This is a genomic window from Pontibacter russatus, from assembly GCF_009931655.1.
In the GTDB taxonomy this organism is placed as follows: Bacteria; Bacteroidota; Bacteroidia; order Cytophagales; family Hymenobacteraceae; genus Pontibacter; species Pontibacter russatus.
On the sequence record NZ_CP047984.1, the window covers coordinates 3243055 to 3264167 of the forward strand.

The 21113-nt window shown below is 55.8% G+C and carries 18 protein-coding genes and 3 tRNA genes; 12 read left to right on the plus strand and 9 right to left on the minus strand.

Annotated elements, in window-relative coordinates:
- Window positions 1-26: 26 nt before the first annotated feature.
- The gene (locus tag GSQ62_RS13340; protein ID WP_161889962.1) at window positions 27-1214 is read right to left on the minus strand and encodes a THUMP-like domain-containing protein; all 1188 of its coding nucleotides are present in this window, start codon (window positions 1212-1214) and stop codon (window positions 27-29) included.
- A 168-nt stretch (window positions 1215-1382) separates the two neighbouring features.
- On the opposite strand from GSQ62_RS13340, the gene GSQ62_RS13345 reads away from it, so the two are divergent.
- Together GSQ62_RS13345 and ahcY are read left to right on the plus strand one after the other, a co-directional pair.
- On the plus strand, window positions 1383-2069 hold the full coding sequence (locus GSQ62_RS13345) for a DUF4397 domain-containing protein (protein ID WP_161889963.1): 687 nt from the start codon (window positions 1383-1385) through the stop codon (window positions 2067-2069).
- A 125-nt stretch (window positions 2070-2194) separates the two neighbouring features.
- Entirely contained in the window at window positions 2195-3502 is a 1308-nt protein-coding gene (ahcY, locus tag GSQ62_RS13350) for an adenosylhomocysteinase (protein WP_161889964.1), read from the plus strand.
- Between the two features lie 283 nt (window positions 3503-3785).
- Here the strand turns inward: ahcY and GSQ62_RS13355 are convergent, their stop codons facing one another.
- The 5 genes from GSQ62_RS13355 to GSQ62_RS13375 all read right to left on the minus strand — a co-directional run bounded on the left by GSQ62_RS13355 (window position 3786) and on the right by GSQ62_RS13375 (window position 11039).
- Window positions 3786-4532: a LytR/AlgR family response regulator transcription factor gene (locus tag GSQ62_RS13355; protein WP_161889965.1), complete on the minus strand. Its 747-nt coding sequence runs from the start codon at window positions 4530-4532 to the stop codon at window positions 3786-3788.
- A 29-nt stretch (window positions 4533-4561) separates the two neighbouring features.
- Window positions 4562-7537, minus strand: coding sequence for a ligand-binding sensor domain-containing protein (locus tag GSQ62_RS13360; protein WP_161889966.1), 2976 nt, complete (start codon window positions 7535-7537; stop codon window positions 4562-4564).
- 128 nt (window positions 7538-7665) lie between these two features.
- The gene (locus tag GSQ62_RS13365) at window positions 7666-8769 is read right to left on the minus strand and encodes a glycosyltransferase family 4 protein (RefSeq protein WP_161889967.1); all 1104 of its coding nucleotides are present in this window, start codon (window positions 8767-8769) and stop codon (window positions 7666-7668) included.
- Entirely contained in the window at window positions 8766-9533 is a 768-nt protein-coding gene (locus GSQ62_RS13370; protein ID WP_161889968.1) for a glycosyltransferase family 2 protein, read from the minus strand. Before GSQ62_RS13370 ends, GSQ62_RS13365 begins: the two co-directional genes overlap by 4 nt.
- Window positions 9534-9752: 219 nt before the next feature.
- A complete protein-coding gene (locus GSQ62_RS13375; RefSeq protein ID WP_161889969.1) occupies window positions 9753-11039 on the minus strand; it encodes a citrate synthase in 1287 nt (428 codons plus the stop codon).
- A gap of 474 nt (window positions 11040-11513) precedes the next feature.
- On the opposite strand from GSQ62_RS13375, the gene GSQ62_RS13380 reads away from it, so the two are divergent.
- The 5 genes from GSQ62_RS13380 to GSQ62_RS13400 all read left to right on the plus strand — a co-directional run bounded on the left by GSQ62_RS13380 (window position 11514) and on the right by GSQ62_RS13400 (window position 14519).
- Complete coding sequence (locus tag GSQ62_RS13380) at window positions 11514-12107, plus strand: sigma-70 family RNA polymerase sigma factor (protein ID WP_161889970.1); 594 nt, start codon at window positions 11514-11516, stop codon at window positions 12105-12107.
- 24 nt (window positions 12108-12131) lie between these two features.
- On the plus strand, window positions 12132-12413 hold the full coding sequence (locus tag GSQ62_RS13385) for an anti-sigma factor family protein (protein WP_161889971.1): 282 nt from the start codon (window positions 12132-12134) through the stop codon (window positions 12411-12413).
- Between the two features lie 7 nt (window positions 12414-12420).
- Window positions 12421-13005: a guanylate kinase gene (gmk, locus tag GSQ62_RS13390; protein ID WP_161889972.1), complete on the plus strand. Its 585-nt coding sequence runs from the start codon at window positions 12421-12423 to the stop codon at window positions 13003-13005.
- On the plus strand, window positions 13002-13574 hold the full coding sequence (gene nadD, locus GSQ62_RS13395; RefSeq protein WP_161889973.1) for a nicotinate (nicotinamide) nucleotide adenylyltransferase: 573 nt from the start codon (window positions 13002-13004) through the stop codon (window positions 13572-13574). The genes gmk and nadD overlap by 4 nt, the downstream gene beginning before the upstream one ends.
- A 165-nt stretch (window positions 13575-13739) precedes the next feature.
- The gene (locus GSQ62_RS13400; protein WP_202621786.1) at window positions 13740-14519 is read left to right on the plus strand and encodes a hypothetical protein; all 780 of its coding nucleotides are present in this window, start codon (window positions 13740-13742) and stop codon (window positions 14517-14519) included.
- 113 nt (window positions 14520-14632) lie between these two features.
- Here the strand turns inward: GSQ62_RS13400 and frr are convergent, their stop codons facing one another.
- The 3 genes from frr to GSQ62_RS13415 form a co-directional block, all read right to left on the minus strand.
- A complete protein-coding gene (gene frr / locus GSQ62_RS13405; protein WP_161889974.1) occupies window positions 14633-15196 on the minus strand; it encodes a ribosome recycling factor in 564 nt (187 codons plus the stop codon).
- 53 nt (window positions 15197-15249) lie between these two features.
- Window positions 15250-16035, minus strand: coding sequence for a UMP kinase (gene pyrH, locus GSQ62_RS13410; RefSeq protein ID WP_161889975.1), 786 nt, complete (start codon window positions 16033-16035; stop codon window positions 15250-15252).
- An 88-nt stretch (window positions 16036-16123) separates the two neighbouring features.
- Window positions 16124-16621 (minus strand): acetyl-CoA carboxylase biotin carboxyl carrier protein subunit, encoded by a 498-nt coding sequence (locus GSQ62_RS13415; protein WP_161889976.1) that lies wholly within the window; start codon window positions 16619-16621, stop codon window positions 16124-16126.
- An 85-nt stretch (window positions 16622-16706) separates the two neighbouring features.
- Between GSQ62_RS13415 and GSQ62_RS13420 the strand changes: the two genes are divergently transcribed.
- The 5 genes from GSQ62_RS13420 to tuf all read left to right on the plus strand — a co-directional run bounded on the left by GSQ62_RS13420 (window position 16707) and on the right by tuf (window position 21102).
- A complete protein-coding gene (locus GSQ62_RS13420; protein WP_161889977.1) occupies window positions 16707-19253 on the plus strand; it encodes a M1 family aminopeptidase in 2547 nt (848 codons plus the stop codon).
- 148 nt (window positions 19254-19401) lie between these two features.
- A tRNA-Tyr gene (locus GSQ62_RS13425) sits at window positions 19402-19484 on the plus strand.
- A gap of 99 nt (window positions 19485-19583) precedes the next feature.
- Window positions 19584-19656 (plus strand) — tRNA-Gly (locus GSQ62_RS13430).
- Window positions 19657-19770: 114 nt separating this feature from the next.
- A tRNA-Thr gene (locus GSQ62_RS13435) sits at window positions 19771-19842 on the plus strand.
- A 72-nt stretch (window positions 19843-19914) separates the two neighbouring features.
- Complete coding sequence (gene tuf, locus GSQ62_RS13440) at window positions 19915-21102, plus strand: elongation factor Tu (RefSeq protein WP_161889978.1); 1188 nt, start codon at window positions 19915-19917, stop codon at window positions 21100-21102.
- Window positions 21103-21113 lie beyond the last annotated feature (11 nt).

Consider the following 21113-nt stretch of genomic DNA (forward strand, 5'->3'; position numbering starts at 1 on the left):
CGCTTGTTCAGGAACACGGTGCGGGCTTAGGCTTTCCGGCAGATGAGTACGATGGGCTTCTGGTGCCTGTCGGTGGTGAAGAAGAGATACATATGGCCGCCCTCCCGGACACCGGTCTTCCGCCGTATCTCAGCCACCGACTCCGGAAAATTGCGCACCGTGATGTTGGCCTGCCTGTCCGGCAGCAGGCGCAGCAGTTCCTTTTTATTGTAGCGGCTCACGGCAAGGCACTCGAAACTTCGCCCCGGAAAGTCGGGAACCAGCGTGGCAGAGGTATATAAATGGCTGTTTGGGTGCAGCTTTTGCAGGTGCAGGTGCTGCCCCAGGAAGCGGTAAGCGCCCGCCTTCAGGATGGCCGCGTTCGGCTCATATATATATAGCTGCGGGTCGGCGTACGAAACAGCAGCAGCCTCTTCTGCCGCCTTCGTAAAAGTCAGTTCCTGCGTTTTGCCGTGGGGCAGGAGGTTGACGGCGGTGCGCGGGGCTTGTACCGGCTGGGGGGCATTCGGCTGCAGCAGGTAAAGCACCTCCTTCACCTCGTGCTGCACGGCCACCACCCACACCTTTGCCACGCACTGCAGTTGCTCCAGGGCCAGGTCGATGTCCAGCATGGGCGAGGTTTTCAGCAGCACCGCGTCGGCTTTTGCGAACAGCAGCGGGAGCAGTTGCAGCACATCCGGTTCGCAGTCCTGCAGCAGGTGCAGTTTCTGGTTGCCGCCGCCGCGCCGCGCCGGGTCTATATAAATCACGTCCGCTTTTCCTGTAAAGCTTTCCAGAAACGCCTCGGCCGTGGTAGCGATGCTCCGGATGTTGTGCGCCTGCAGCAGCCCGAAATTGTATTGGGCTATCTCCTGCAAAGTTGGGTGCTGCTCTATATGGATAACGGCTGCAAAACTGCGGGCAAAGTAAAAGCTGTCCACCCCAAAGCCGCCCGTCAGGTCAATCAGAAGTTTTCCCGAAACAAGCGTGGCCTTGTAGGCCGCGGCCGCTTCCGAAGAGCTCTGCTCCACCGACACGGCCGCCGGGAACACTGCCTCGGGGTGCTGCGCCCACGTGGGCAGTTTCTGGGCGGCTTTCTGGCGGGCCTGTATCTGCTGCACCAGCTCCGGCAAGGGCAGGTGCGGGTAGCGCTTGGCCTGCAGCATCAGGGTGGCTGCCTCCTCGTGCCGATGCTCCAGTATAAATGCTCTCTCCTGTGTGGTAAAGGTGCGCATGCGTGTTCCGGCTGCCGGTTATATAGAGCCTTAAAGGTAGGGGTTTTGGAGGGTGATGCATATATGAAAAAAATTGTTTAATATTTTATTATAAACCTTAAACAAATAATTATCCGCTGGGTTGATACTGTATTCTAAACCAATTTTAAAAATTAAAAATTTACTGCTATGAGAAAATGGATGAAACTGATGTTGCTGGTGGCGCTGCCCGCCACGGTGCTGGTAAGCTGCGACGAGGATGAGGAAGAGATGGTGCTGGAGAATGCCGACGTGATGGTGGTACATGCCTCGCCCGACGCCCCCGGCGTGGACCTGCTCGTAAACAACACCAAAGTAAACAACGCCCCGCTCGTGTACCCCACCAACACCGGCTACCTGGATGTGCCCTCCGGCACGCAGAACATCAAAGTGAATGCGGCGGGCACAAGCACCACCGTGATTGAAGCCAACCTGGACCTGGAGCCGGACGGGGACTATACTGTTTTCGCCATCAACACCCTCTCCGATATAGAGGCCTTGGTGCTGGAAGACGATCTTTCTGACCCGGCCGACGGCATGGCGCACGTGCGTTTTGTACACCTTTCGCCGGATGCGCCGGCAGTGGATGTAGCCGTGCAGGGCGGGCCCGTGCTGTTCAGCAACAGCAGCTTTAAGGACGCCTCAGACTTTATGCCCGTGGCCGCCGGTACTTACACCCTGGAAGTGCGCCCGGCGGGTTCTACCGATGTCGTGCTTACCATACCGGATGTGAGCCTGGCAGACGATGCCATCTATACGGTGTTTGCAAAAGGCTTCCTCATGCCGCCGGCAGGCAACATGAACACACTCGGAGCCGAAATTATCCGCAACGACTGATTTATATATATAAATCAACTGTAAGCTGCAGTGTGTGCAATCTTGTGACACACTGCAGCTTACTTATTTGAAGTGAGCAACATATTGTTTAATTTTGTGTTTTCAATTGGAGAAAACAATAACATATGATTGATACAGAACTGAAGTACAAGGTAAAAGACATTTCGCTGGCTGCCTGGGGCCGCAAGGAAATAAGACTGGCCGAGGCCGAAATGCCGGGTTTGATGGCTATCCGCGAGGAGTTCGGCCCAAGCAAGCCGCTGGCGGGCGCACGCATCGCCGGCTGTCTGCACATGACCATCCAAACCGCCGTGCTGATCGAGACGCTGGTGGAACTGGGCGCCGAGGTGACCTGGTCGTCGTGCAACATCTTCTCTACCCAGGACCATGCCGCCGCTGCCATCGCCGCCGCCGGTATATCGGTATATGCCTGGAAGGGGATGAACGCCGAGGAGTTTGACTGGTGTATTGAGCAGACGCTGTTCTTCGGGGACGAGCGCAAGCCGCTGAACATGATCCTGGACGACGGGGGTGACCTGACCAACATGGTGCTGGACAACTACCCGGAGCTGGCTGCGGGCATCAAAGGCCTTTCTGAGGAAACCACCACAGGGGTACACAGGCTATATGAGCGCATGAAGAACGGTACGCTGCCCATGCCTGCCATCAACGTAAACGACTCTGTCACCAAATCCAAGTTCGACAACAAGTACGGCTGTAAAGAGTCACTGGTGGATGCGATCCGTCGTGCCACGGACGTGATGATGGCCGGTAAGGTAGCTGTTGTGGCGGGTTATGGCGACGTTGGCAAGGGTTCTGCCGCTTCGCTGCGCGGTGCCGGTGCCCGTGTGATCGTAACGGAGATCGACCCGATTTGCGCGCTGCAGGCCGCCATGGACGGCTTTGCGGTGAAACGCATGGCGGATGCCGTGAAAGAGGCCGACATTGTGGTGACAGCCACCGGCAACAAAGACATTATCCGGGAGCAGGAATTCCGCTCGCTGAAGGACAAGGCCATTGTGTGCAACATCGGCCACTTCGACAATGAGATTGATATGGCCTGGCTGAACAAAAACTACGGCCATACCAAAGATGAGATCAAGCCGCAGGTAGACCTGTACAACATCGAAGGCAAAGACGTGATTGTGCTGGCGGAAGGCCGCCTGGTGAACCTGGGTTGCGCGACTGGCCACCCGTCTTTTGTGATGTCTAACTCCTTCTCGAACCAAACCCTGGCCCAACTGGAGCTTTGGACAAATGCCGATGCCTACGAAAACAAGGTATATACGCTGCCCAAGCACCTCGACGAGAAAGTGGCCCGCCTGCACCTGTCTAAAATCGGTGTGGAGCTGGACGAGCTTCGTCCGGACCAGGCAAGCTATATAGGCGTGGAAGTAGAAGGCCCTTACAAGCCGGAATACTACCGCTACTAAGCTTTTCGGCATATATAGCACATATAAATTTGCCATATATAAAGAAGAAGGCCGCTGCAGTTACTGCAGCGGCCTTCTTTATATATGGCTTTTGTATATGAGTGAGTCAGTTATATATGATTTCCTTTTCCGGGATATATAAAAACTGTGTAGGATTCTGCGCGGAAACACAGCCTCCTGGCGTGGCAGTAACACAGGCAGGCCTCGGCGCAAAGGCCGGGTGCCTTCAATAGCTCAGATGGCTTGCTGCTGTGTGGCAGCGAAGTTTACAGCAGGTGAATTGTCATATTATGTTGAAGCGCGACATGAGTGTTTTCTTGTAGGACTTGCCGATGGGGATATCGCCTTTGGCGAACACTACGGAGTTTTCCTCCAGCGCCTCAATCTTATCGAGGTTGGCGATGTAGGAGCGGTGTACCCGCACAAAGTTCTGGGGCGGCAGCTTCTGCTCCATATCCTTCAGGGTAGACGAGACAAGGTATTTCTGCTCGGCCGTCACGATAAAGGAATAGTTGTCGTACGCCTCCACCCACAGAATGTCGCTGTAGTGTACCTTGATGATCCGGTGCTTCACCTTCACAAAGATATAGTCGGTGGCCACCTCCTGTTCTTTCGGGTACTGCGTCCCGTTGCCGTTGCCGGTTTGCTCCCTGTGGTTGTTGTCGTGCTTATACAGCGCAATCTCAATGGCGGAGCGCAGGCTCTTTTCGTCAAAAGGCTTCACCAGAAAGGCGTCGGGCTCCGTTTTCTTGGCCCTGTCTATCGTGGCGCGGTCGGCGTAGGCGGTCAGGTATATAAAGGGGATCTGGAATTCCTCTTTGATACGCGATCCGATGTCCACGCCATCCGTGTCGCCCTGCAGGTTAATGTCCAGGAGCACCAGGTCCGGCCGCATTTCCCGGATCATGTCGATGGTGTCCTCACCGGTGTCGATTGCGCACGTCTCGTAACCTAACTCTTCGAGGGTCGCAGCAATATCCTCCGCAATGATGACCTCATCTTCCGAGATAAGAATTTTAGGTTTTGTCATAGCATTAGGTACTTACGTGAAATTTAGGATTATGGTGCCAAAACAAAATGTAATATTGATTTAGTGCCATTGTCGGTTATGAATTTTATGTCTCCCTGTAACTTTCTGCTCAACGATTTCACAAGCTTAAGGCCGAACGACCGGCTGTTGCCCGGATCAAAGTCCGGGGGCATTCCGCGTCCATTGTCGCTTACCGTCAGGGTGTACTGCACCTCATCATGCTTCCGGAGCTCGATGCGCAGCACCCCCGGCTTTCCATCCGGGAAGCCGTACTTCAGCGCGTTAGAGACGAGTTCGTTTACAATTAACCCCAACGTAATGGCCGGGTCAATGTTTACCTTTAGCTGCGGCATGTCTATTTCCAGGGCGATGCGCCTGTTGCTTACCCCATAGGCGGCGTAGAGGCTCTCACAGATTTCCTCGAAATACTCCTCCAGGTTGATGGAATCCTGCTCGGCGAGCTGGTAGAGGCGCTCGTGCAGAATGGACATAGACCGCACCCGGCTGCGGAGAGCCTGCATCACGTCTGCCGCCTGCGGGTCCTGCACATGGCGGGCCTGCAGGTTCAGCATGCTGATCACGATCTGCAGGTTGTTCTTCACGCGGTGGTGTATCTCCTGCAGCAGCATCTCCTTCTCGCGGTTCTTGCGCTCCAGCAGGCGCGTGCGGTGGCTCACCCGCATCTCCAGCAGCGAGTTCATCTTCACGAGGCTCCGCTCGCGCAGGCGGACTACACTCAGCACCGAGCCGGCTGCCACCAGCAGCAGCACCCCCACAAACCACTCGCGCCGCCAGATGGGGGGCACGATGGAAAAAGTGTAGGTAACCGGCTCGGTTGCCCAGAAGCCGTCGTTGTTGCGGGCCAGCAGCTCGAAGGTGTAGGTGCCGGGCGAGAGGTTGGCGTAGGTGGTGAAAGACTGCTCCACCGGCGGCGACCACTGACCGTCAAACCCCATCAGCCGGTACCTGTACCGCACCTGCTCCGGCCCCGAGAGGCAGATGGCATGGAAGTCGAATGAAAGGTAGTTCTGGGTGTAGGGCAGCCGCAGGTTTTGGGGAAGCCCCGTAACGCTGTCGGTGGCGTAGCCGAGGGCCTGCCAGTCGGTGGGCTTGGAGTACAGCATCACATCCGTGAGCATGACTTTCGGGTAGATGGCGTTGCGGCGGTCCAGCGAGGGGATATACTGGGTGAGGCCTTTGGTGGTACCAAACCACATGGTGCCGTCCGGCGACTGGGTCATCGCGTTGTCGCACACTTCCAGGCCCCTGAACCCGTTCTGGCTGGCATAGGTCCTGTAGTTCAGCCTTCCGTTCCGTCGCAGTTGCGGCAGCCGGAGCTTCAGCACGTTGCGGCTGGTGGCCACCCACAGGTTGTCTTGCCCGTCCACGAACAGCGTGTTGATGGCCACGGTCGGCAGGCCGTCCTCCGCCGTGAAAAGCCGCGCGCCATTGCTTGCCAGCATCAGAATGCCCTGGTTGAAGCCTGAGAAGTAGAGGTTCCCCATCTTGTCTTCCGTGATAGAGCGCACCTCCGAAAAGTCCAACTGACCCAGCTCAGGCGGCGATACAAGTTTCCGGTCCTCCACGCGGTATATAGCATCCTCGGTGCCCGCCCATATATTGCCCCGGCTGTCGCGGAAAACGCAGTTTACTTTGGCGGCGGCTCCGGTGGGGGAGGCGACAGGCACAAAAACGCTGTTCTGGAAATAAGCAAGCCCGGCTGCCGTGGCCACCCACAGGGTGCTTGCCGTGTCGGCGGCGGCCTGGAACACCTCAGGCGACGGAAGCCCGTGTGCGGTGGAGTAATGCAGCGTGGTGTCCTGCCGCATCAGCCATATGCCGTTGCTGCTGCAGATCCATCTTTCCCTCCTGTTCCTGGGGTATATGCCGTAGAGCGTGGTGCCATCGGGCCACGGGGTGCCGGTGCGCCAGACGGGGCGGTTCCGGCGCATGCTCGCGAACTTGCCTTCGTCGGTGCCCATCCACATGGTGCCGCTGCTGTCGCAGGCAAGGGCAGTGATGCGTGGCTCGCTCATGCTCCCGAAATCGAAGTAATGCACAAACCAGGGCGACTTGTACTGCTGCAGCCCGTAGCCGTTCGTGCCGATCCATATATTGCCTTCAGTATCGGCGGTGAGTGAGCTGATGCGGGGGGTGCGGAGGCCGTTGAGGCGGGTGAGGTGTGTGTACTTCTCGCCGTCGTATTTGAGCAGCCCGTTGCGGAGCAGGCCAATCCAGACGTTGCCGTGGCGGTCGTGTGCAAAGCTGCTGACGGTGGGGGCCGAGACAACCCGGGGCAGGGGAGGTGCCGTGATGCTGCCGTCCTGCATTTTTGCGGGGCCCTTGTCTGTCCCGATCCAGAGGGTGCCGCCCGGCGCGACGGAAAGGGCGGTGATGCCATTGCCCGGCAGCGCGCTGTTATACACCGTGTAGCGGCTTACCTGGCCCCCGTCCACTTTATATAGGCCTTTCTCCCGGGTGCCTGCCCACAGTGTGCCGCCGGGGGCGTGGCAGATGGCGGTGTAGGCACCTTTCGGGAGGGCTTCATATAACCGGAATTTTCCCTTTGACTGGTAGTAGGCGCCCTGGCTGGTAGCCAGCCAGATGCGGCCGAGCGAATCTTCTGAGATGGCATGTATCTGGCTGGCCGGCAGCCCTTCCGCCGTGCCCATCTGCCGGAACCCTGATCCGTCATATACGGCCACTCCGGCGCTTGCCGTGCCTATCCACAGGCGTTGCTGGCTGTCCTGGAAGAGGGTGGAGATGTTATGGCTGGGCAGGCCGTCCCGCTCGGTATAGTTGTGGAAATCGATGCCGTCGAAGCGGCTGAGGCCCCCGCGGGTGCCCAGCCACAGAAACCCCTGGCCATCCTGCAGGATAGCGGTAATCTGCGACTGCGGCAGGCCCTGCTCCAGCGTCCAGCTACGGAAATTATACTGCTGCGCCTGCGCAGGACAGGAAGCAGCGAGCAGACAAAGCAGCAAAAGAAGGCGTACGCAGTACATCAGGGACTCATTTGTTTTACCCCCGTTGCGGCCGCAGCAGATAAATGCGCCATATCACGAGGTGTCAGGGTATTTAATGCTTACGAAAGCCAAAGCGAAAAGTGAACGCCAGAAATAGTTATAAAGTTTTAGCGAATGCCTAAAACTTCTTTGTAAACAGCAAACGTTCTTATGGCAGTCTGCTCCTGCGTGAACGTTAGCGCCAGTTGGTAAGCCTGCTCCACCAGGCGCTCGCGCAGCGGTGCATCGCGCAGCACCTGCTGCACATGGGTTGCCAGTGCCTTTGCATCTCTGAGCGGGGCCAGCATGCCGGTCTGCCCGTGCCGCACTATCTCCGGGACCCCCCCGGCGCTGGTGGCCACCACCGGCACCTTGTTGGCGAAGGCGTCCAGGACAGTGCTGCCGATGCCTTCTTTTACCGTCGTGAACAAGAAAACATCCAGCTCGGCCAGCACCTCTTTCGCGTTGGTGAGAAAGCCCGTGAACACTACATCATCCTGAAGCCCTAAATGTACAGCATGTTTTTTTATCTCTGCCTCCAGAGGGCCGCTGCCGATGGCGAAATACTTTGCATTCACCCCACTTTCCTTCAGAATCCTCGCTGTCTCCAGAAAGGTAAAGTAATCTTTGTGTTTGTCGAGCGCCGATACGTTGCCGATGAGTTTCAGGTACTGGGGCACCTGGTAGGCGCTGCGGAGGAAATTCCGGTTCTGGCTGACGTTCGCAGTGGCGCCCTTCAGGTCGATGCCGCTATATACGGTTACGCACTTGCTGCCGTCCTGTATGCTAGCCGCCATTTGCCTGCGCACGCTGTCCGATACGCAAATAATGCGTTTGATACCGCTGTAGTTGTATTTGAAGGTGGAGAAGGGGTTGCGGCCGATGCTGAACTCCACGCGGCGGCTCAGCACCAGGCTGGCCCGCGCGCCCAGCATATGGGCCAGCACGCCCAGCGTGTGGGCCAGGCTGGAGTGCATGTGTACCAACTGAATTTGGTGCCGGTTTATATATGCTTTCAACCTGCGAGCATCGCTAAGGAGCCGCAGCTTTGAAAAGGAGAGCGCCAGGTACGGGAGGCGGTGCTGCTGGCAGTGGGCCTCGAAGGCGGAGCCGCGCGGGCAGGCCACGTAGCTCTCTGCCTGGTGCCGCTGCAACTCCGCCACCAGGTAAGCCACCTGCTGCTCGCCGCCGCGCCACGTTTTCTCCGATACCAGGTGCAGTACGCGCATCATTGTTCCGCTTGTTGATTTTCCTCCTGCAGCCGCCACATCTTCAGGTAGCGCATAAACACGCTGCTGGCTGCCAGGTAAGCGATGATAAACCCGACGCGCCCGTCCAAAACCCCCAGCTTCAGGAAGTACTGCTTCAGAAAGCGGACCATTGGCTTCACGGCCAGGTGAAAAAACGTCACTTTGCCTGTCCGCTTCGCCTTGTCCTGCGCCGAAAGCCAGCTGTACTGGTTCCACTTGTCGAGGAAGTGCGGCAGGCTGCGGTAGGTGTAGTGCAGCATCTGGTGGCGGAGCTTGCCGATGTTGCCACCGGGCACCACCAGTTCTTCGTGTACCTGCTTATCGGAGTAGCGGCACTGGCTTTTGTCGAAGAGGCGCACCACCGCGTCGTTTTGCCAGCCGCTGTACCGCACCTCCCGACCCATGAAAAAGTTTTTGCGCCGGATTTTGTAGGCGGGGCTCACCGGCGAGGCTTTCAACAGCTGTGTCAGTTCCTGCTGCAGGCCGGCGGGAATGCGCTCGTCTGCGTCCAACATCAGCACCCAAGGCTGCGTGGCCTGCTCCATGGCCCAGTTGCGCTGCCGCGAGTAGTTGTCGAAAGGGCGCTGCAGAATCCTGACAGGGTACCGGCGCGCTATAGGCAGGGTGTTGTCGGTGCTGTAGGAGTCTACCAGCAGCACCTCATCCGCCCACAGCAGCGACTCAATGGCGCCTGCAATAAACTGCTCTTCGTCCTTGCATATAATAATGGCGCTTACACCCGGCATTGGAGAGGAGGTATATAGAAAGGAGTTTTAGATTAATTTGAAAACATGCCTGCCGTATAAATCATATATAAAGAGGGGCGGCAACGGAATATAAAACGGAAGTATATATGGGTAGGCTGTAGATGGCTGCTGAAAGGCAGAGCCCTATATAAAAGAAGGTGCTTCCACATCTTCCTGAAAGCACCTTCTTTTATATAGGTTCATATATGGCCGCTGAATTTATCGCTTCTCCATCGGAACGTAATCGCGCTCCGTCTCTCCTATATATACCTGGCGCGGGCGGCCAATCGGTTCCTTGTTCTCGCGCATCTCTTTCCATTGGGCTATCCAGCCCGGCAGGCGGCCCAGGGCAAACATCACCGTGAACATATTGGTCGGGATGCCGATGGCGCGGTAGATGATGCCGGAGTAGAAGTCCACGTTCGGGTACAGTTTGCGCTCCACGAAGTATGGGTCGTTCAGGGCGGCTGCCTCCAACTCCTTGGCGATGTCGAGGATCTGATCCTGTACGCCGAGGGCGTTCAGCACCTCATCCGCTGATTTCTTGATGATTTTGGCGCGCGGGTCGAAGTTCTTGTAAACCCGGTGCCCGAAGCCCATCAGACGGAACGGGTCGTTTTTGTCTTTTGCCTTCTCGATAAACTTCTTCGAGTCGCCGCCGTCTGCTTTGATGGCTTCCAGCATCTCGATCACGGCCTGGTTGGCACCGCCGTGCAGCGGGCCCCAGAGCGCGCTGATACCGGCAGAAACCGAGGAATAGAGGCTGGCATGGGCAGAGCCCACCAGGCGCACGGTGGAGGTAGAGCAGTTCTGCTCGTGGTCGGCGTGCAGGATAAGCAGCTTGTTCAGGGCGTCTACCACCACCGGGTCAACCTCATAGTCCTCCGTTGGGTAGGCAAACATCATGTGCAGGAAGTTAGAGCAGTAGTCCAGCTTGTTTTTGGGGTATATCACCGGGTGCCCGATAGAGTTTTTGTAAGACCAGGCGGCGATGGTTGATATCTTCGCCATCAGGCGGATGATGGAGAGGTCCATCTCCTCGGGCGATTGGTTCGACTTAAGCGACTCGGGGTAAAAGGCAGTAAGAGAGCTGACCAACGCAGAGAGGATGCCCATCGGGTGCGCCGTGTAGGGGAAGCCGTCCAGGATCTTGCGCATGTCCTCGTTCACCAGGGTATGGCGCTTGATCCTGTCGCTGAAATCGTTGAGTTCCGTTGCCGTGGGCAGCGCACCGTAGATGAGCAGGTAAGCCACCTCAATAAAGCTCGACTTCTCGGCCAGTTGCTCTATGGGGTATCCTCTGTAGCGCAGCACGCCTTGCTCACCGTCCAGAAATGTGATGGCGCTGGTGGTGGCTCCGGTGTTTTTATAGCCTGCGTCCAGGGTGATATAACCAGACTGCGCGCGCAAAGATGAAATGTCAATGGATTTCTCATCCTCGGCACCCACTACTACTGGCATTTTATAGGAGTTGCCCTCTAAAATAATTTCAGCATTTTCTGACATGTTTATTTTTTTTAATGTCCTGTGTTGTGTCTCTTACCAGAAGCGAAATTATGGAAAAATGTTCTAAAATGAAATCAGGCATATCCATTATATCTGGCGGGGGCAACGACAGTGGGAACCTGTCGGGCTGCATATTACGTAAACGGCGGCAGGCGAAAAAGTTTGTTCCGACAAATATTTTTGCCTGCGGGTCATGTTTCCCTGCCCGCCGCGGCCGCCCAGCGGGCGCTGTGCGGGGGTAAAGAGGCAACTAAGGGCAGGGCAAGGCGTTATAAAAGTAAGCACTGTCCGAACCGGATATATAAGGTGCCCCACGCAGCGCCTTTGGCCGGATCAGCAGGTCCCAGGGGCCACCGGGCAGCTAAGCGCCCGCACTGCAACCCTGCGGCGGTAAGCGGGGTATGTAATTAAAATTTATATATTTGCGTATACTACGCGACAGCGGATTTATATTTAAGTACAAATTCCACGCAGATGAGCGAGCAAACGGGTAAACAACTGAGTAAGGAGGAGAAGGACGCGCGGTTTGAGGCCGAACTGCTGCCTGTGCTCGACCCCCTGTACAACTTTGCCTACCGGCTCACCTTAGACGAAGACGACGCCAACGATCTGGTGCAGGAGACCTATCTGAAGGCCTACCGGTTTTTCGACTATTTCGAGCAAGGAACTAATGCAAAAGCATGGCTGTTCCGAATCCTGAAGAACTCCTTCATTAACGAGTTCCGGAAGAAGAGCAAGCAGCCCGCCAAAGTTGACTACAGCGAGGTGGAGGGCTACTACAACTCGGAAGACGTGGAGGGCGAGAGCGGTGTGGCCACCACCACCGACATGCGCACCGAAAGCGTGCAAGACCTGATCGGCGACGAGGTGGCGAGCGCGCTGAACGCCCTGCCCGTGGATTTCAGAACAGTGATCATCCTTTGCGACCTGGAGGGCTTCACCTACGAGGAAATGGCCAAGATACTGGACATCCCCATCGGGACTGTCCGCTCACGATTGCACCGCGCCCGGAACTCTTTGAAGGAAAAATTGGAGAAATACGCCAAGACCATGGGTTATAATAGTTAGAGCATTTAAAGAGTTTGAGTGAAGATGGAATCGAAATTTACAGAAGTTTACCAGAACGCACCGGCCGAGGGCAAAGAGACGGAGTGTGAGAAAGTGTCTTTGCTGCTGGACCTCATGATTGACGGGGAGGCCTCCCCCGAAGATCAGCAGTATTTTAACCGCCACATCGAAGAGTGCGTCCCCTGCTTCGAAACCCATCAGAAGCAAAAACTCCTCAAAGGCCTCGTGAGCGGCCACCTCAAGCGCGTGATCGTGCCGAACAGCCTGGCGCACCTCATCAAAGCGAAAATCCAAGAAACACTATAGCCCCCGAATGCAAGGCAAGATCATCATCTTCTCGGCGCCGTCCGGTGCCGGCAAAACCACTATTGTAAGGCACCTGCTCCGCACCAACCCGCAACTGAGCTTCTCCATATCGGCCTGCACCCGCGACAAGCGCGGGCGCACAGAGGAAAACGGCAAGGACTACTACTTCATCACGCCCGAGGAATTTAAGAAGCGCATTGCCAACGATGAGTTTGTGGAGTGGGAGGAGGTGTACGAAGGCGCCTTTTACGGCACGCTGAAGTCGGAGATAGAGCGCATCTGGGAAAGCGGCAAGCACGTGATCCTGGATGTGGACGTGAAGGGCGGGCTGAGCATCAAGCATTTCTACAAAGAGCGCGCGCTGGCCGTTTTCGTGAAGCCGCCCTCTATTGACGAGCTGGCCAAGCGCCTGACCGCCCGCAACACCGACTCGGCCTCCAGCATCAGCAGCCGGGTTTTCAAGGCCAAGTTCGAGCTGGGCTTCGAGGACCAGTTCGACAAGGTGATTGTGAACGACGACCTGGACAGGGCCTGCGCCGAGGCCGAGAAACTGGTGCAGGAGTTCCTGAAGTCAGAGCCTGCGATTGTATGAAGGTAGGGCTGCTGTTCGGCTCCTTCAACCCCATCCACATCGGGCACCTGATCGTGGCGAACTTCATGGCCACCAACACCGATCTGGACGCGGTGTGGCTGGTGGTGTCGCCGCAGAATCCGTTTAAGCCCAGCAACACGCTGCTGCATGAGTTCGACCGGCTGCACATGGTGTCGCTGGCGATAGGCGATAACCCCAGGCTCAGGGTATCGAACATTGAGTTCAGCATGCCCCGCCCCAGCTATACCATCGACACGCTCACCTACCTGCAGGAGAGGTACCCAAGCTACGAGTTCGTGCTGATTATGGGCGAGGACAACCTGCCGCTGTTCCCGAAGTGGAAGAACGCAGACCGCATCCTGGAGTACCACCGGGTATATGTGTACCCCCGGTCCGGCTCCATCACCACCGAGCTGCCCGTAATGCCGAACATGCGCTTTGTGAAAGCCCCTGTGCTGGATATCTCCGCCACCTTCATCCGCAAGTGCATCAAAGAGGAGAAGAGTATCCAGTATATAGTGCCGGACGCGGTTGCGGAGTATATAAAGGTTCACAAGCTGTACCAGTAGCGGGAAGCTCCGGAGAAAAGCCTACACAAAACATATATAAAAGAGGCAGTTGCAAGGGCAGCTGCCTCTTTTATATATGGGGGAGCTATATAGGCTGGCGCTATGAAAAAATAATTAGGTTGGTTGCTGTTTTATATAGAAATTGAGGTATCTAATCCTGATTTTATGAGACACTTATACGCTTTTCTGAAGTCTGCCGTTATAGCCGCCTCGCTGCTGCTGCTCTTCCAGATGTGCCAGCCTGGCGGGGAGGAGAACCCGCCCATGGAGGGCTTTAACCTGGCTGGCTCTGATCCGAAGGCCATCCAACTAGCCGACTCGGTGATGGCGGCGCAGGGCGGGCGCGAAAACTGGAATGACACCCGCTATATCACCTGGAACTTCTTCGGTAACCGGAAACTGCTCTGGGACAAGGCCACCGGCAACGTGCGGGTAGATTATCTGAAGGATGACAGAAAAGTGCTGGTAAATATAAACACCGGCGAAGGCAAAGTTTTCATGGACGGCGCTGAACTGACGCAGCCCGACTCGGTGGCGAAATACCTGCAGCAGGGCAAGGAAGCCTGGATAAACGACTCCTACTGGCTGGTGATGCCTTTCAAGCTGAAGGACTCCGGTGTTACCCTCAAATACCTCGGCGAGGACACCACACAGGCGGGCCAGCCGGCCGACGTGCTGCAGCTTACCTTTGAGGGAGTGGGCGTGACGCCCCAAAACAAGTATAAGGTGTGGGTAGACAAGGAGACGAAGCTGGTGTCGCAGTGGGCGCACTTCAGAAACGCCAGCGACCCGGAGCCCGCTTTCGTGATGCCGTGGCAGGATTACCAGACCTATGGCAGCATCAAGCTCTCCGGCGACCGCGGGCAGTCCAAAATAACAGATATAAAAGTGCTGGAGGAAGTGCCGGAAGCCGCTTTCACCTCTTTTGAGCCCGTTGCTTTATAGGAAGGAAGATTACAAACAATACTGTAACACATACCATGTAGCCATATATAAAGAGGAGGCCCTGCGGATTGAGTTCCGCAGGGCCTCCTCTTTATATATATATAAGCCTGGCCTTAGATGGTCATAATCTCCGCTTCCTTCTTCGACAGCAGCTCGTCTACTTTTACAATATAAGAGTCGGTCAGTTTCTGCACCTTTGCCTCGGCGTCGCGCACGTCGTCTTCCGCAGCGCCTTCTTTCTGCAGCTTGCGCAGGGCGTCGTTCACGTCCTTCCGGATGTTGCGGATGCTGATTTTGCCGTTCTCGGTTTCGGTCTTTACCTGCTTCACCAGGTCGCGGCGGCGCTCTTCTGTCAGGGCCGGGATGTTCAGCCGGATGGCGTCCGCCTCCTGCTGCGGGTTCAGGCCCAGGTCGCTGTTCTTGATGGCTTTGTTAATCTCGCCGAGCATGTTCTTCTCCCAGGGTTTTATCAGCAGGGTGCGCGCATCGGGTGTGGCCACGTTGGCCACCTGCGAGAGCGGCGTCGGGGCGCCATAGTAATCAACGCGCAGATGCTCGACCATGGCAGGAGAGGCCTTGCCTGCGCGAATCTTCGTTAACTCAGCGCCGGTGTGCTGCACAGCCTTTTCCATCGACTCCTGCGCCTCGCTGAGGTAAAACTGGATTTCTTCCGTCATATCTAATTAACTTTAGGTAGTTCTGAAATATCTTGGGGCAAAAATACAAAAAATTACTTTTTGTCGGGATGCTGCTTCGCCTCCGTTTCCTGCAGCTTGCTTATGCTGGCCTCCATCACCTCGGCAATGTCATTCATGGTTACCAGCGTGCCTACTTCCTCCCCATCCACCAGGCGTTTCAGGTTGCCGCCCGTGTTCATGTCGAACACGATAATCGGCAGGTTGTTTTCCTTGCAGAGCGTAAAAGCCGTCATGTCCATCACGTTCAGGCCCTTCTCGAAAACGTCCTTAAACGAGATGTTCTTGTATAAGACCGCATCCGGGTCTTTTTCGGGGTCGGCCGAGTATATGCCGTCCACGCGCGTGCCTTTCAGCACCACGTCCGCCTCAATCTCGATGGCCCGCAGGGCGGCCGCAGAGTCTGTCGTGAAGTAGGGGTTGCCGGTGCCCGCCCCGAAAATAACCACGCGGCCCTTCTCGAGGTGGCGCACCGCGCGGCGGCGTATATAGGGCTCGCACACCTGCTGTATGTTAATGCCGGACAGCAGGCGGGTGTACACGCCCAGCTTCTCAAGCGCGCTTTGCAGCGCCATGCTGTTGATTACCGTGGCCAGCATGCCCATATAGTCGCCCTGCACCCTGTCCAGGCCCACCTGCTCGGCCTGCACCCCTCTGAAGATGTTGCCGCCGCCGATGACCACAGCCACTTCCACTCCAAGCCTGGAAACTTCCTTTATCTCCTGCGCATACTGCAGCAGCCTGTTCGAGTCAATCCCGTACTGTTGGTCGCCCATGAGCGCCTCGCCACTGAGCTTTAGCAAAATTCGTTTGTACTTCACGGTATATATCTGTAATGGTTATAATTTTTCGCTGACACAACAAAGCGACCGCCGTGGCAGCCGCTCGCTCGCTTTGGCCCAGGGCCCTTTAAAACAGGAGAAGCACCTGGTTCTTCTCCACGTTCTGTTTTTCCTGCACCTTTACCTCCCGCACCACGCCGCCGCCCGGCGACTTGAGGATGTTCTCCATCTTCATCGCCTCCAGTATCATGATCGGGTCGCCTTTTTTCACTTCCTGCCCCGGCCTCACCTTTATCTCCAGTATCAGCCCCGGCATGGGTGCCTTTACGTCGTTCACTTTGTGGGCGTTGGCGTTGCTCATCCCCAGTTTGTCGAGCAGCAGGTCGAAGCGATCCTTCACGCGCACGGTCTGCTGCCTGCCGTTTATCTTGAAGGTAAATGTCTTCTCTTCGTAGTTCGCCTGCACCACTTCCGCCGTATAGGAGCGGGCGTCTTTTATGATGTGATAGGTGCGGGGGCCGACAGGGGAGATGTCCCAGTGGAAAGGATTTTCGTTAACGAGTATTTCACCTTTCTGAATATCAACCTGCCATGTTTTGTCGTTAGCGGTTTTTACCTGGAGCATCTTTATCTGCGTGGTTTTGACCTTAAAGTTAGTTGATTTCTCAGAGTAATTTTAGAACTTCACCTCAAAATTAAAACATTCTACCATGAATCATAGGTTTTTGAGCATTGCAGGCCTGGCTGCCGCCATGGCTTTTACAGGCGGCTGCAGTGCCAGCAAAGTTGCCCCGGAAACAAGCACAGAACCGGCTGCCGCTATGGTGCCCGCTGCCGCGCCCGCCGACTCCGTGCCCGTGTGGGCTCCTGAGAAATACGCCTTTAACCCTTCCCGCACCAAAAAACACGACCTGCTGCACACTACGCTGCGCGTCAGCTTCGACTGGCAGAAGCAGTACCTGAACGGCACCGCCGAACTCCGCCTGAAGCCTTACTTTTACCCACAGGACACGCTGGTGCTGGATGCCAAGGGCATGGACATACACAGCGTGAGCCTGCTGAAAGGCTCCGACGGCACACCCCTCAAGTACAGCTACGACGGCCAGAAACTCAGCATCAACCTGAACAAGGAATATACCCGCTCCGAGGAGTACGTGGTGGAGATAAATTATACCGCCAAACCCAACGAACTGCCCGCTGGCGGCAGCGAGGCCATCACCTCTGACAAGGGCCTGTATTTCATAAACCCACTGGGGGAGGAGCCCCGGAAGCCGACGCAGATATGGACGCAGGGCGAAACAGAGGCCAGTTCCGCCTGGTTCCCGACCATTGACGCGCCAAACGAGCGCATGACGCAGGATATATATATAACCGTAGATCCGGAGTACGTCACACTCTCTAACGGCGAGTTTATGTACTCCCGCCAGAACGCCGACGGCACCAAAACCGACTATTGGAAGCAGGCGCTGCCGCACGCCCCTTACCTGGCCATGATGGCGATTGGGGATTTTGCCATAGTGGAGGATGAATGGCGCGGCAAGCCGGTGGATTATTATGTGGAGCCCGCTTTCAAGGGCACGGCACAGAAAATATTCGGCAACACGCCCGAGATGATGGAGTTCTTCTCCACCAAACTCGGGGTGGCATATCCCTGGGTGAAGTACGCGCAGGTGGTGGTGCGCGACTTTGTGTCCGGGGCGATGGAGAACACGACGGCCTCGGTGTTTATGGAAGACCTGCAACTGAACGAGCGCGAACTGCTGGACAAGAACTGGGACGGCATTATCGCCCACGAGCTGTTTCACCAGTGGTTTGGCGATTACGTGACCCTGGAGTCGTGGGCGAACCTGCCATTGAATGAAGCCTTTGCAAATTACTCGGAATACCTGTGGGCCGAGCACAAGTACGGGGCCGACGAGGCCGCCTACCTGCAGATGGACGAGATGGGGCAGTACCTGGACGAGGCGGAGACCAAGCGCGTGCCGCTCATCCGCTACCATTACAACAACCGTGAGGATATGTTCGACAGCCACTCCTACGCCAAGGGAGGCCGCATCCTGCACATGCTGCGCAACCTGGTGGGCGACGAAGCGTGGTGGGCTTCCCTGAATTTATATCTCACCCGCAACAAGTTCTCAGACGTGGAAGTGGCGGAACTGCGCATGGCCTTCGAGGACGTGACGGGCATGGACCTGATGTGGTTCTTCGACCAGTGGTTTATGAACGCCGGTCACCCGGAGCTTAAGGTAGAGGACAGTTATCAGAACGGCCAGTTGACGCTGCGCGTGGCGCAGACGCAGGACACAGCCTACGCGCCGGTATACAGGCTGCCGCTGGAGATTGCGGTATGGGCCGGAGGAAAGAAAACCATATATCCCATCACCATAGACGAGGCGGAAGAGACGTTCACATTTAAGGTGCCTACGGAGCCGCAACTGGTGCTGTTCGACGCGGAGCAGCAACTGCTGGGTGTGGTAGACCATCAGAGAACGGAACAGGAGCTGGTTTTCCAGTTTCAGAATGTGGACCAACTGGCGCCGAAACTGGAGGCCCTGGCCACCCTGGACGATAAATTGCAGGACCCGGCTGTGCTGCAGATGTACCAGGCGGCGCTGAAGGATGATTACTGGCGTGTCAGGAGCGCCGCCGTCAACAGCCTGAGCAAACTGAAGGAAGGACAGATAGCTGCCGTGGAGCCCGTAATCCGCCAGATGGGGCAGCAGGATGAAAGAGGCGCCGTGCGGGCAGACGCCATTCTGGCACTCGCAAACTGGGGCGGGGAGAAGTACAGGCCTCTGTTTGAACAGGCCATGCGCGACAGTTCTTACCAAACCGCCGCTGCTGGCATACTGGCCTACGCCGGTACCGGGGCCGCCGACACCAAGCAAAAGCTCGCGCAGTTTGAGAAGGAGACAAACGAGGAGGTGGTGCTGGCGCTGGCCACCTACTATGCCGTGCAGGGCGGCCCGGAGAAATACGACTGGTTTATGCGCCAGATTGAGGAGGCCAGCGGCGGCCAGTTATATTACCTGCTGCAGAGTTTCGGGGCTTACCTGGCCAGCAACAGCCAGACGAACACACCCGAGGCCATTGCGCTGCTCGGAGACCTTGCCCGCAACAACAGCCAGTATTATATACGGGCCGCAGCGTATCAGGCACTTATGGTGATGTCGGAGAAGCCGGAGGTGAAAACCCTGTTGCAGGAAATCCGACAGAATGAGAAGGACGAGCGCCTGCTGCAGCTATATGGCGGGTAAAGTCCCGAAAATATTTCGCATTTTTCTTCAGGAATATTTGACTGTAAAGAAAAAGGACTTAATTTTGCATCTCTTTAGAACAAGCGGGGCTCCAGGGCCAGGCTGATATAAGGAAGGTTTTACTGATTTATTTTAGATTGGTAAAAATGGGGAGATTCCAGAGCGGCCAAATGGAACGGACTGTAACTCCGTTAGCGTAAGCTTTCGCAGGTTCGAATCCTGCTCTCCCCACGGATTAATTTTGAATGATTGAACAACAGAATGACTGAATAATATTCTTGTTTTTCTATTCACTCATTCACACATTCAGTTATTCAGAATTATTAATAAGCGGGAGTAGCTCAGTTGGTAGAGCGATAGCCTTCCAAGCTATAGGCCGCGAGTTCGACCCTCGTCTCCCGCTCAGTTAAGTGAAAGATTGCGACTTGTTATTTTACGGATTAACTGGAGAAGGAAATTCATGCAGATGAGCTTCCTTTTTACTGTAAATGGGGTTGTAACCTATATGAACTTAGAAGCCGACGTAGCTCAGGGGTAGAGTGCTTCCTTGGTAAGGAAGAGGTCGTGGGTTCAATTCCCATCGTTGGCTCAAAGTCCGTTACGTGTAATTAAAAAGCGCGACATAAACTTAAACGTTTTAACCTTAATTTAATATCATACAATGGCTAAAGAAACATTTGACCGTTCCAAACCGCACGTAAATATCGGTACTATTGGTCACGTTGACCACGGCAAAACTACTCTGACTGCTGCTATCACGACTGTGCTGGCTAAAAAAGGTCTTGCTAAGCTTCGTGACTTCTCTTCAATTGACAACGCTCCTGAAGAAAAGGAAAGAGGTATTACTATCAATACATCACACGTAGAATACGCCACAGAAAACCGTCACTACGCACACGTTGACTGCCCGGGTCACGCTGACTATGTGAAGAACATGGTGACGGGTGCTGCCCAGATGGACGGCGCTATCCTGGTGGTTGCCGCTACGGATGGCCCGATGCCACAAACACGCGAGCACATCCTGCTTGCCCGTCAGGTAGGTGTTCCGCAGCTGGTGGTGTTCATGAACAAAGTGGACATGGTGGATGACCCTGAGCTTCTTGAGCTTGTGGAGATGGAAATCCGCGAACTGCTTTCTTTCTATGAGTTCGATGGCGACAACATTCCGGTAATCCAGGGTTCTGCCCTCGGTGGCCTGAACGGCGACGAGAAGTGGGTGAAGACAATCGAGGAGCTGATGGCTGCCGTTGACTCCTGGATTCCGCTTCCTGAGCGTCTGGTTGACCTTCCGTTCCTGATGCCCGTAGAGGACGTGTTCTCTATCACGGGTCGTGGTACTGTGGCTACAGGCCGTATCGAGCGTGGTGTAATCAACTCTGGTGAGCCGGTTGACATCCTGGGTATGGGCGCTGAGAACCTGAAGTCTACTGTGACGGGTGTGGAAATGTTCCGCAAAATCCTGGACAGAGGCGAGGCTGGTGACAACGTAGGTCTGCTGCTGCGTGGTATTGAGAAAACTGATATCCGCCGTGGTATGGTTATCTGCAAGCCAGGTTCAGTGAAACCGCACCAGGAGTTCAAGGCTGAGGTTTACGTGCTTTCGAAAGAAGAAGGTGGCCGTCACACGCCATTCTTCAACAAGTACCGTCCGCAGTTCTACCTGCGAACAACAGACGTTACCGGTGAGATTCACCTGCCAGAAGGCGTAGAGATGGTGATGCCAGGTGATAACATCACCATCACCGTGAAGCTGATCAACAAAGTGGCCATGGAGAAAGGTCTGCGCTTCGCTATCCGTGAGGGTGGTAGAACGGTAGGTGCCGGCCAGGTAACTGAAATCCTTGACTAATAATCTATGAA

What these genes read in the sequence shown, in the direction of transcription:
- nadD (WP_161889973.1), top strand. Translation starts at nt 13,002, where the DNA reads ATGAAGGTAGGGCTGCTGTTCGGCTCCTTCAACCCCATCCACATCGGG.
- ahcY (WP_161889964.1), top strand. Translation starts at nt 2,195, where the DNA reads ATGATTGATACAGAACTGAAGTACAAGGTAAAAGACATTTCGCTGGCT.
- GSQ62_RS13340 (WP_161889962.1), bottom strand. Translation starts at nt 1,214, where the DNA reads ATGCGCACCTTTACCACACAGGAGAGAGCATTTATACTGGAGCATCGG.
- frr (WP_161889974.1), bottom strand. Translation starts at nt 15,196, where the DNA reads ATGACGGAAGAAATCCAGTTTTACCTCAGCGAGGCGCAGGAGTCGATG.
- tuf (WP_161889978.1), top strand. Translation starts at nt 19,915, where the DNA reads ATGGCTAAAGAAACATTTGACCGTTCCAAACCGCACGTAAATATCGGT.
- GSQ62_RS13375 (WP_161889969.1), bottom strand. Translation starts at nt 11,039, where the DNA reads ATGTCAGAAAATGCTGAAATTATTTTAGAGGGCAACTCCTATAAAATG.
- GSQ62_RS13370 (WP_161889968.1), bottom strand. Translation starts at nt 9,533, where the DNA reads ATGCCGGGTGTAAGCGCCATTATTATATGCAAGGACGAAGAGCAGTTT.
- GSQ62_RS13360 (WP_161889966.1), bottom strand. Translation starts at nt 7,537, where the DNA reads ATGTACTGCGTACGCCTTCTTTTGCTGCTTTGTCTGCTCGCTGCTTCC.
- GSQ62_RS13415 (WP_161889976.1), bottom strand. Translation starts at nt 16,621, where the DNA reads ATGCTCCAGGTAAAAACCGCTAACGACAAAACATGGCAGGTTGATATT.
- GSQ62_RS13380 (WP_161889970.1), top strand. Translation starts at nt 11,514, where the DNA reads ATGAGCGAGCAAACGGGTAAACAACTGAGTAAGGAGGAGAAGGACGCG.
- GSQ62_RS13365 (WP_161889967.1), bottom strand. Translation starts at nt 8,769, where the DNA reads ATGATGCGCGTACTGCACCTGGTATCGGAGAAAACGTGGCGCGGCGGC.
- GSQ62_RS13385 (WP_161889971.1), top strand. Translation starts at nt 12,132, where the DNA reads ATGGAATCGAAATTTACAGAAGTTTACCAGAACGCACCGGCCGAGGGC.
- GSQ62_RS13400 (WP_202621786.1), top strand. Translation starts at nt 13,740, where the DNA reads ATGAGACACTTATACGCTTTTCTGAAGTCTGCCGTTATAGCCGCCTCG.
- GSQ62_RS13355 (WP_161889965.1), bottom strand. Translation starts at nt 4,532, where the DNA reads ATGACAAAACCTAAAATTCTTATCTCGGAAGATGAGGTCATCATTGCG.
- GSQ62_RS13345 (WP_161889963.1), top strand. Translation starts at nt 1,383, where the DNA reads ATGAGAAAATGGATGAAACTGATGTTGCTGGTGGCGCTGCCCGCCACG.
- gmk (WP_161889972.1), top strand. Translation starts at nt 12,421, where the DNA reads ATGCAAGGCAAGATCATCATCTTCTCGGCGCCGTCCGGTGCCGGCAAA.
- GSQ62_RS13420 (WP_161889977.1), top strand. Translation starts at nt 16,707, where the DNA reads ATGAATCATAGGTTTTTGAGCATTGCAGGCCTGGCTGCCGCCATGGCT.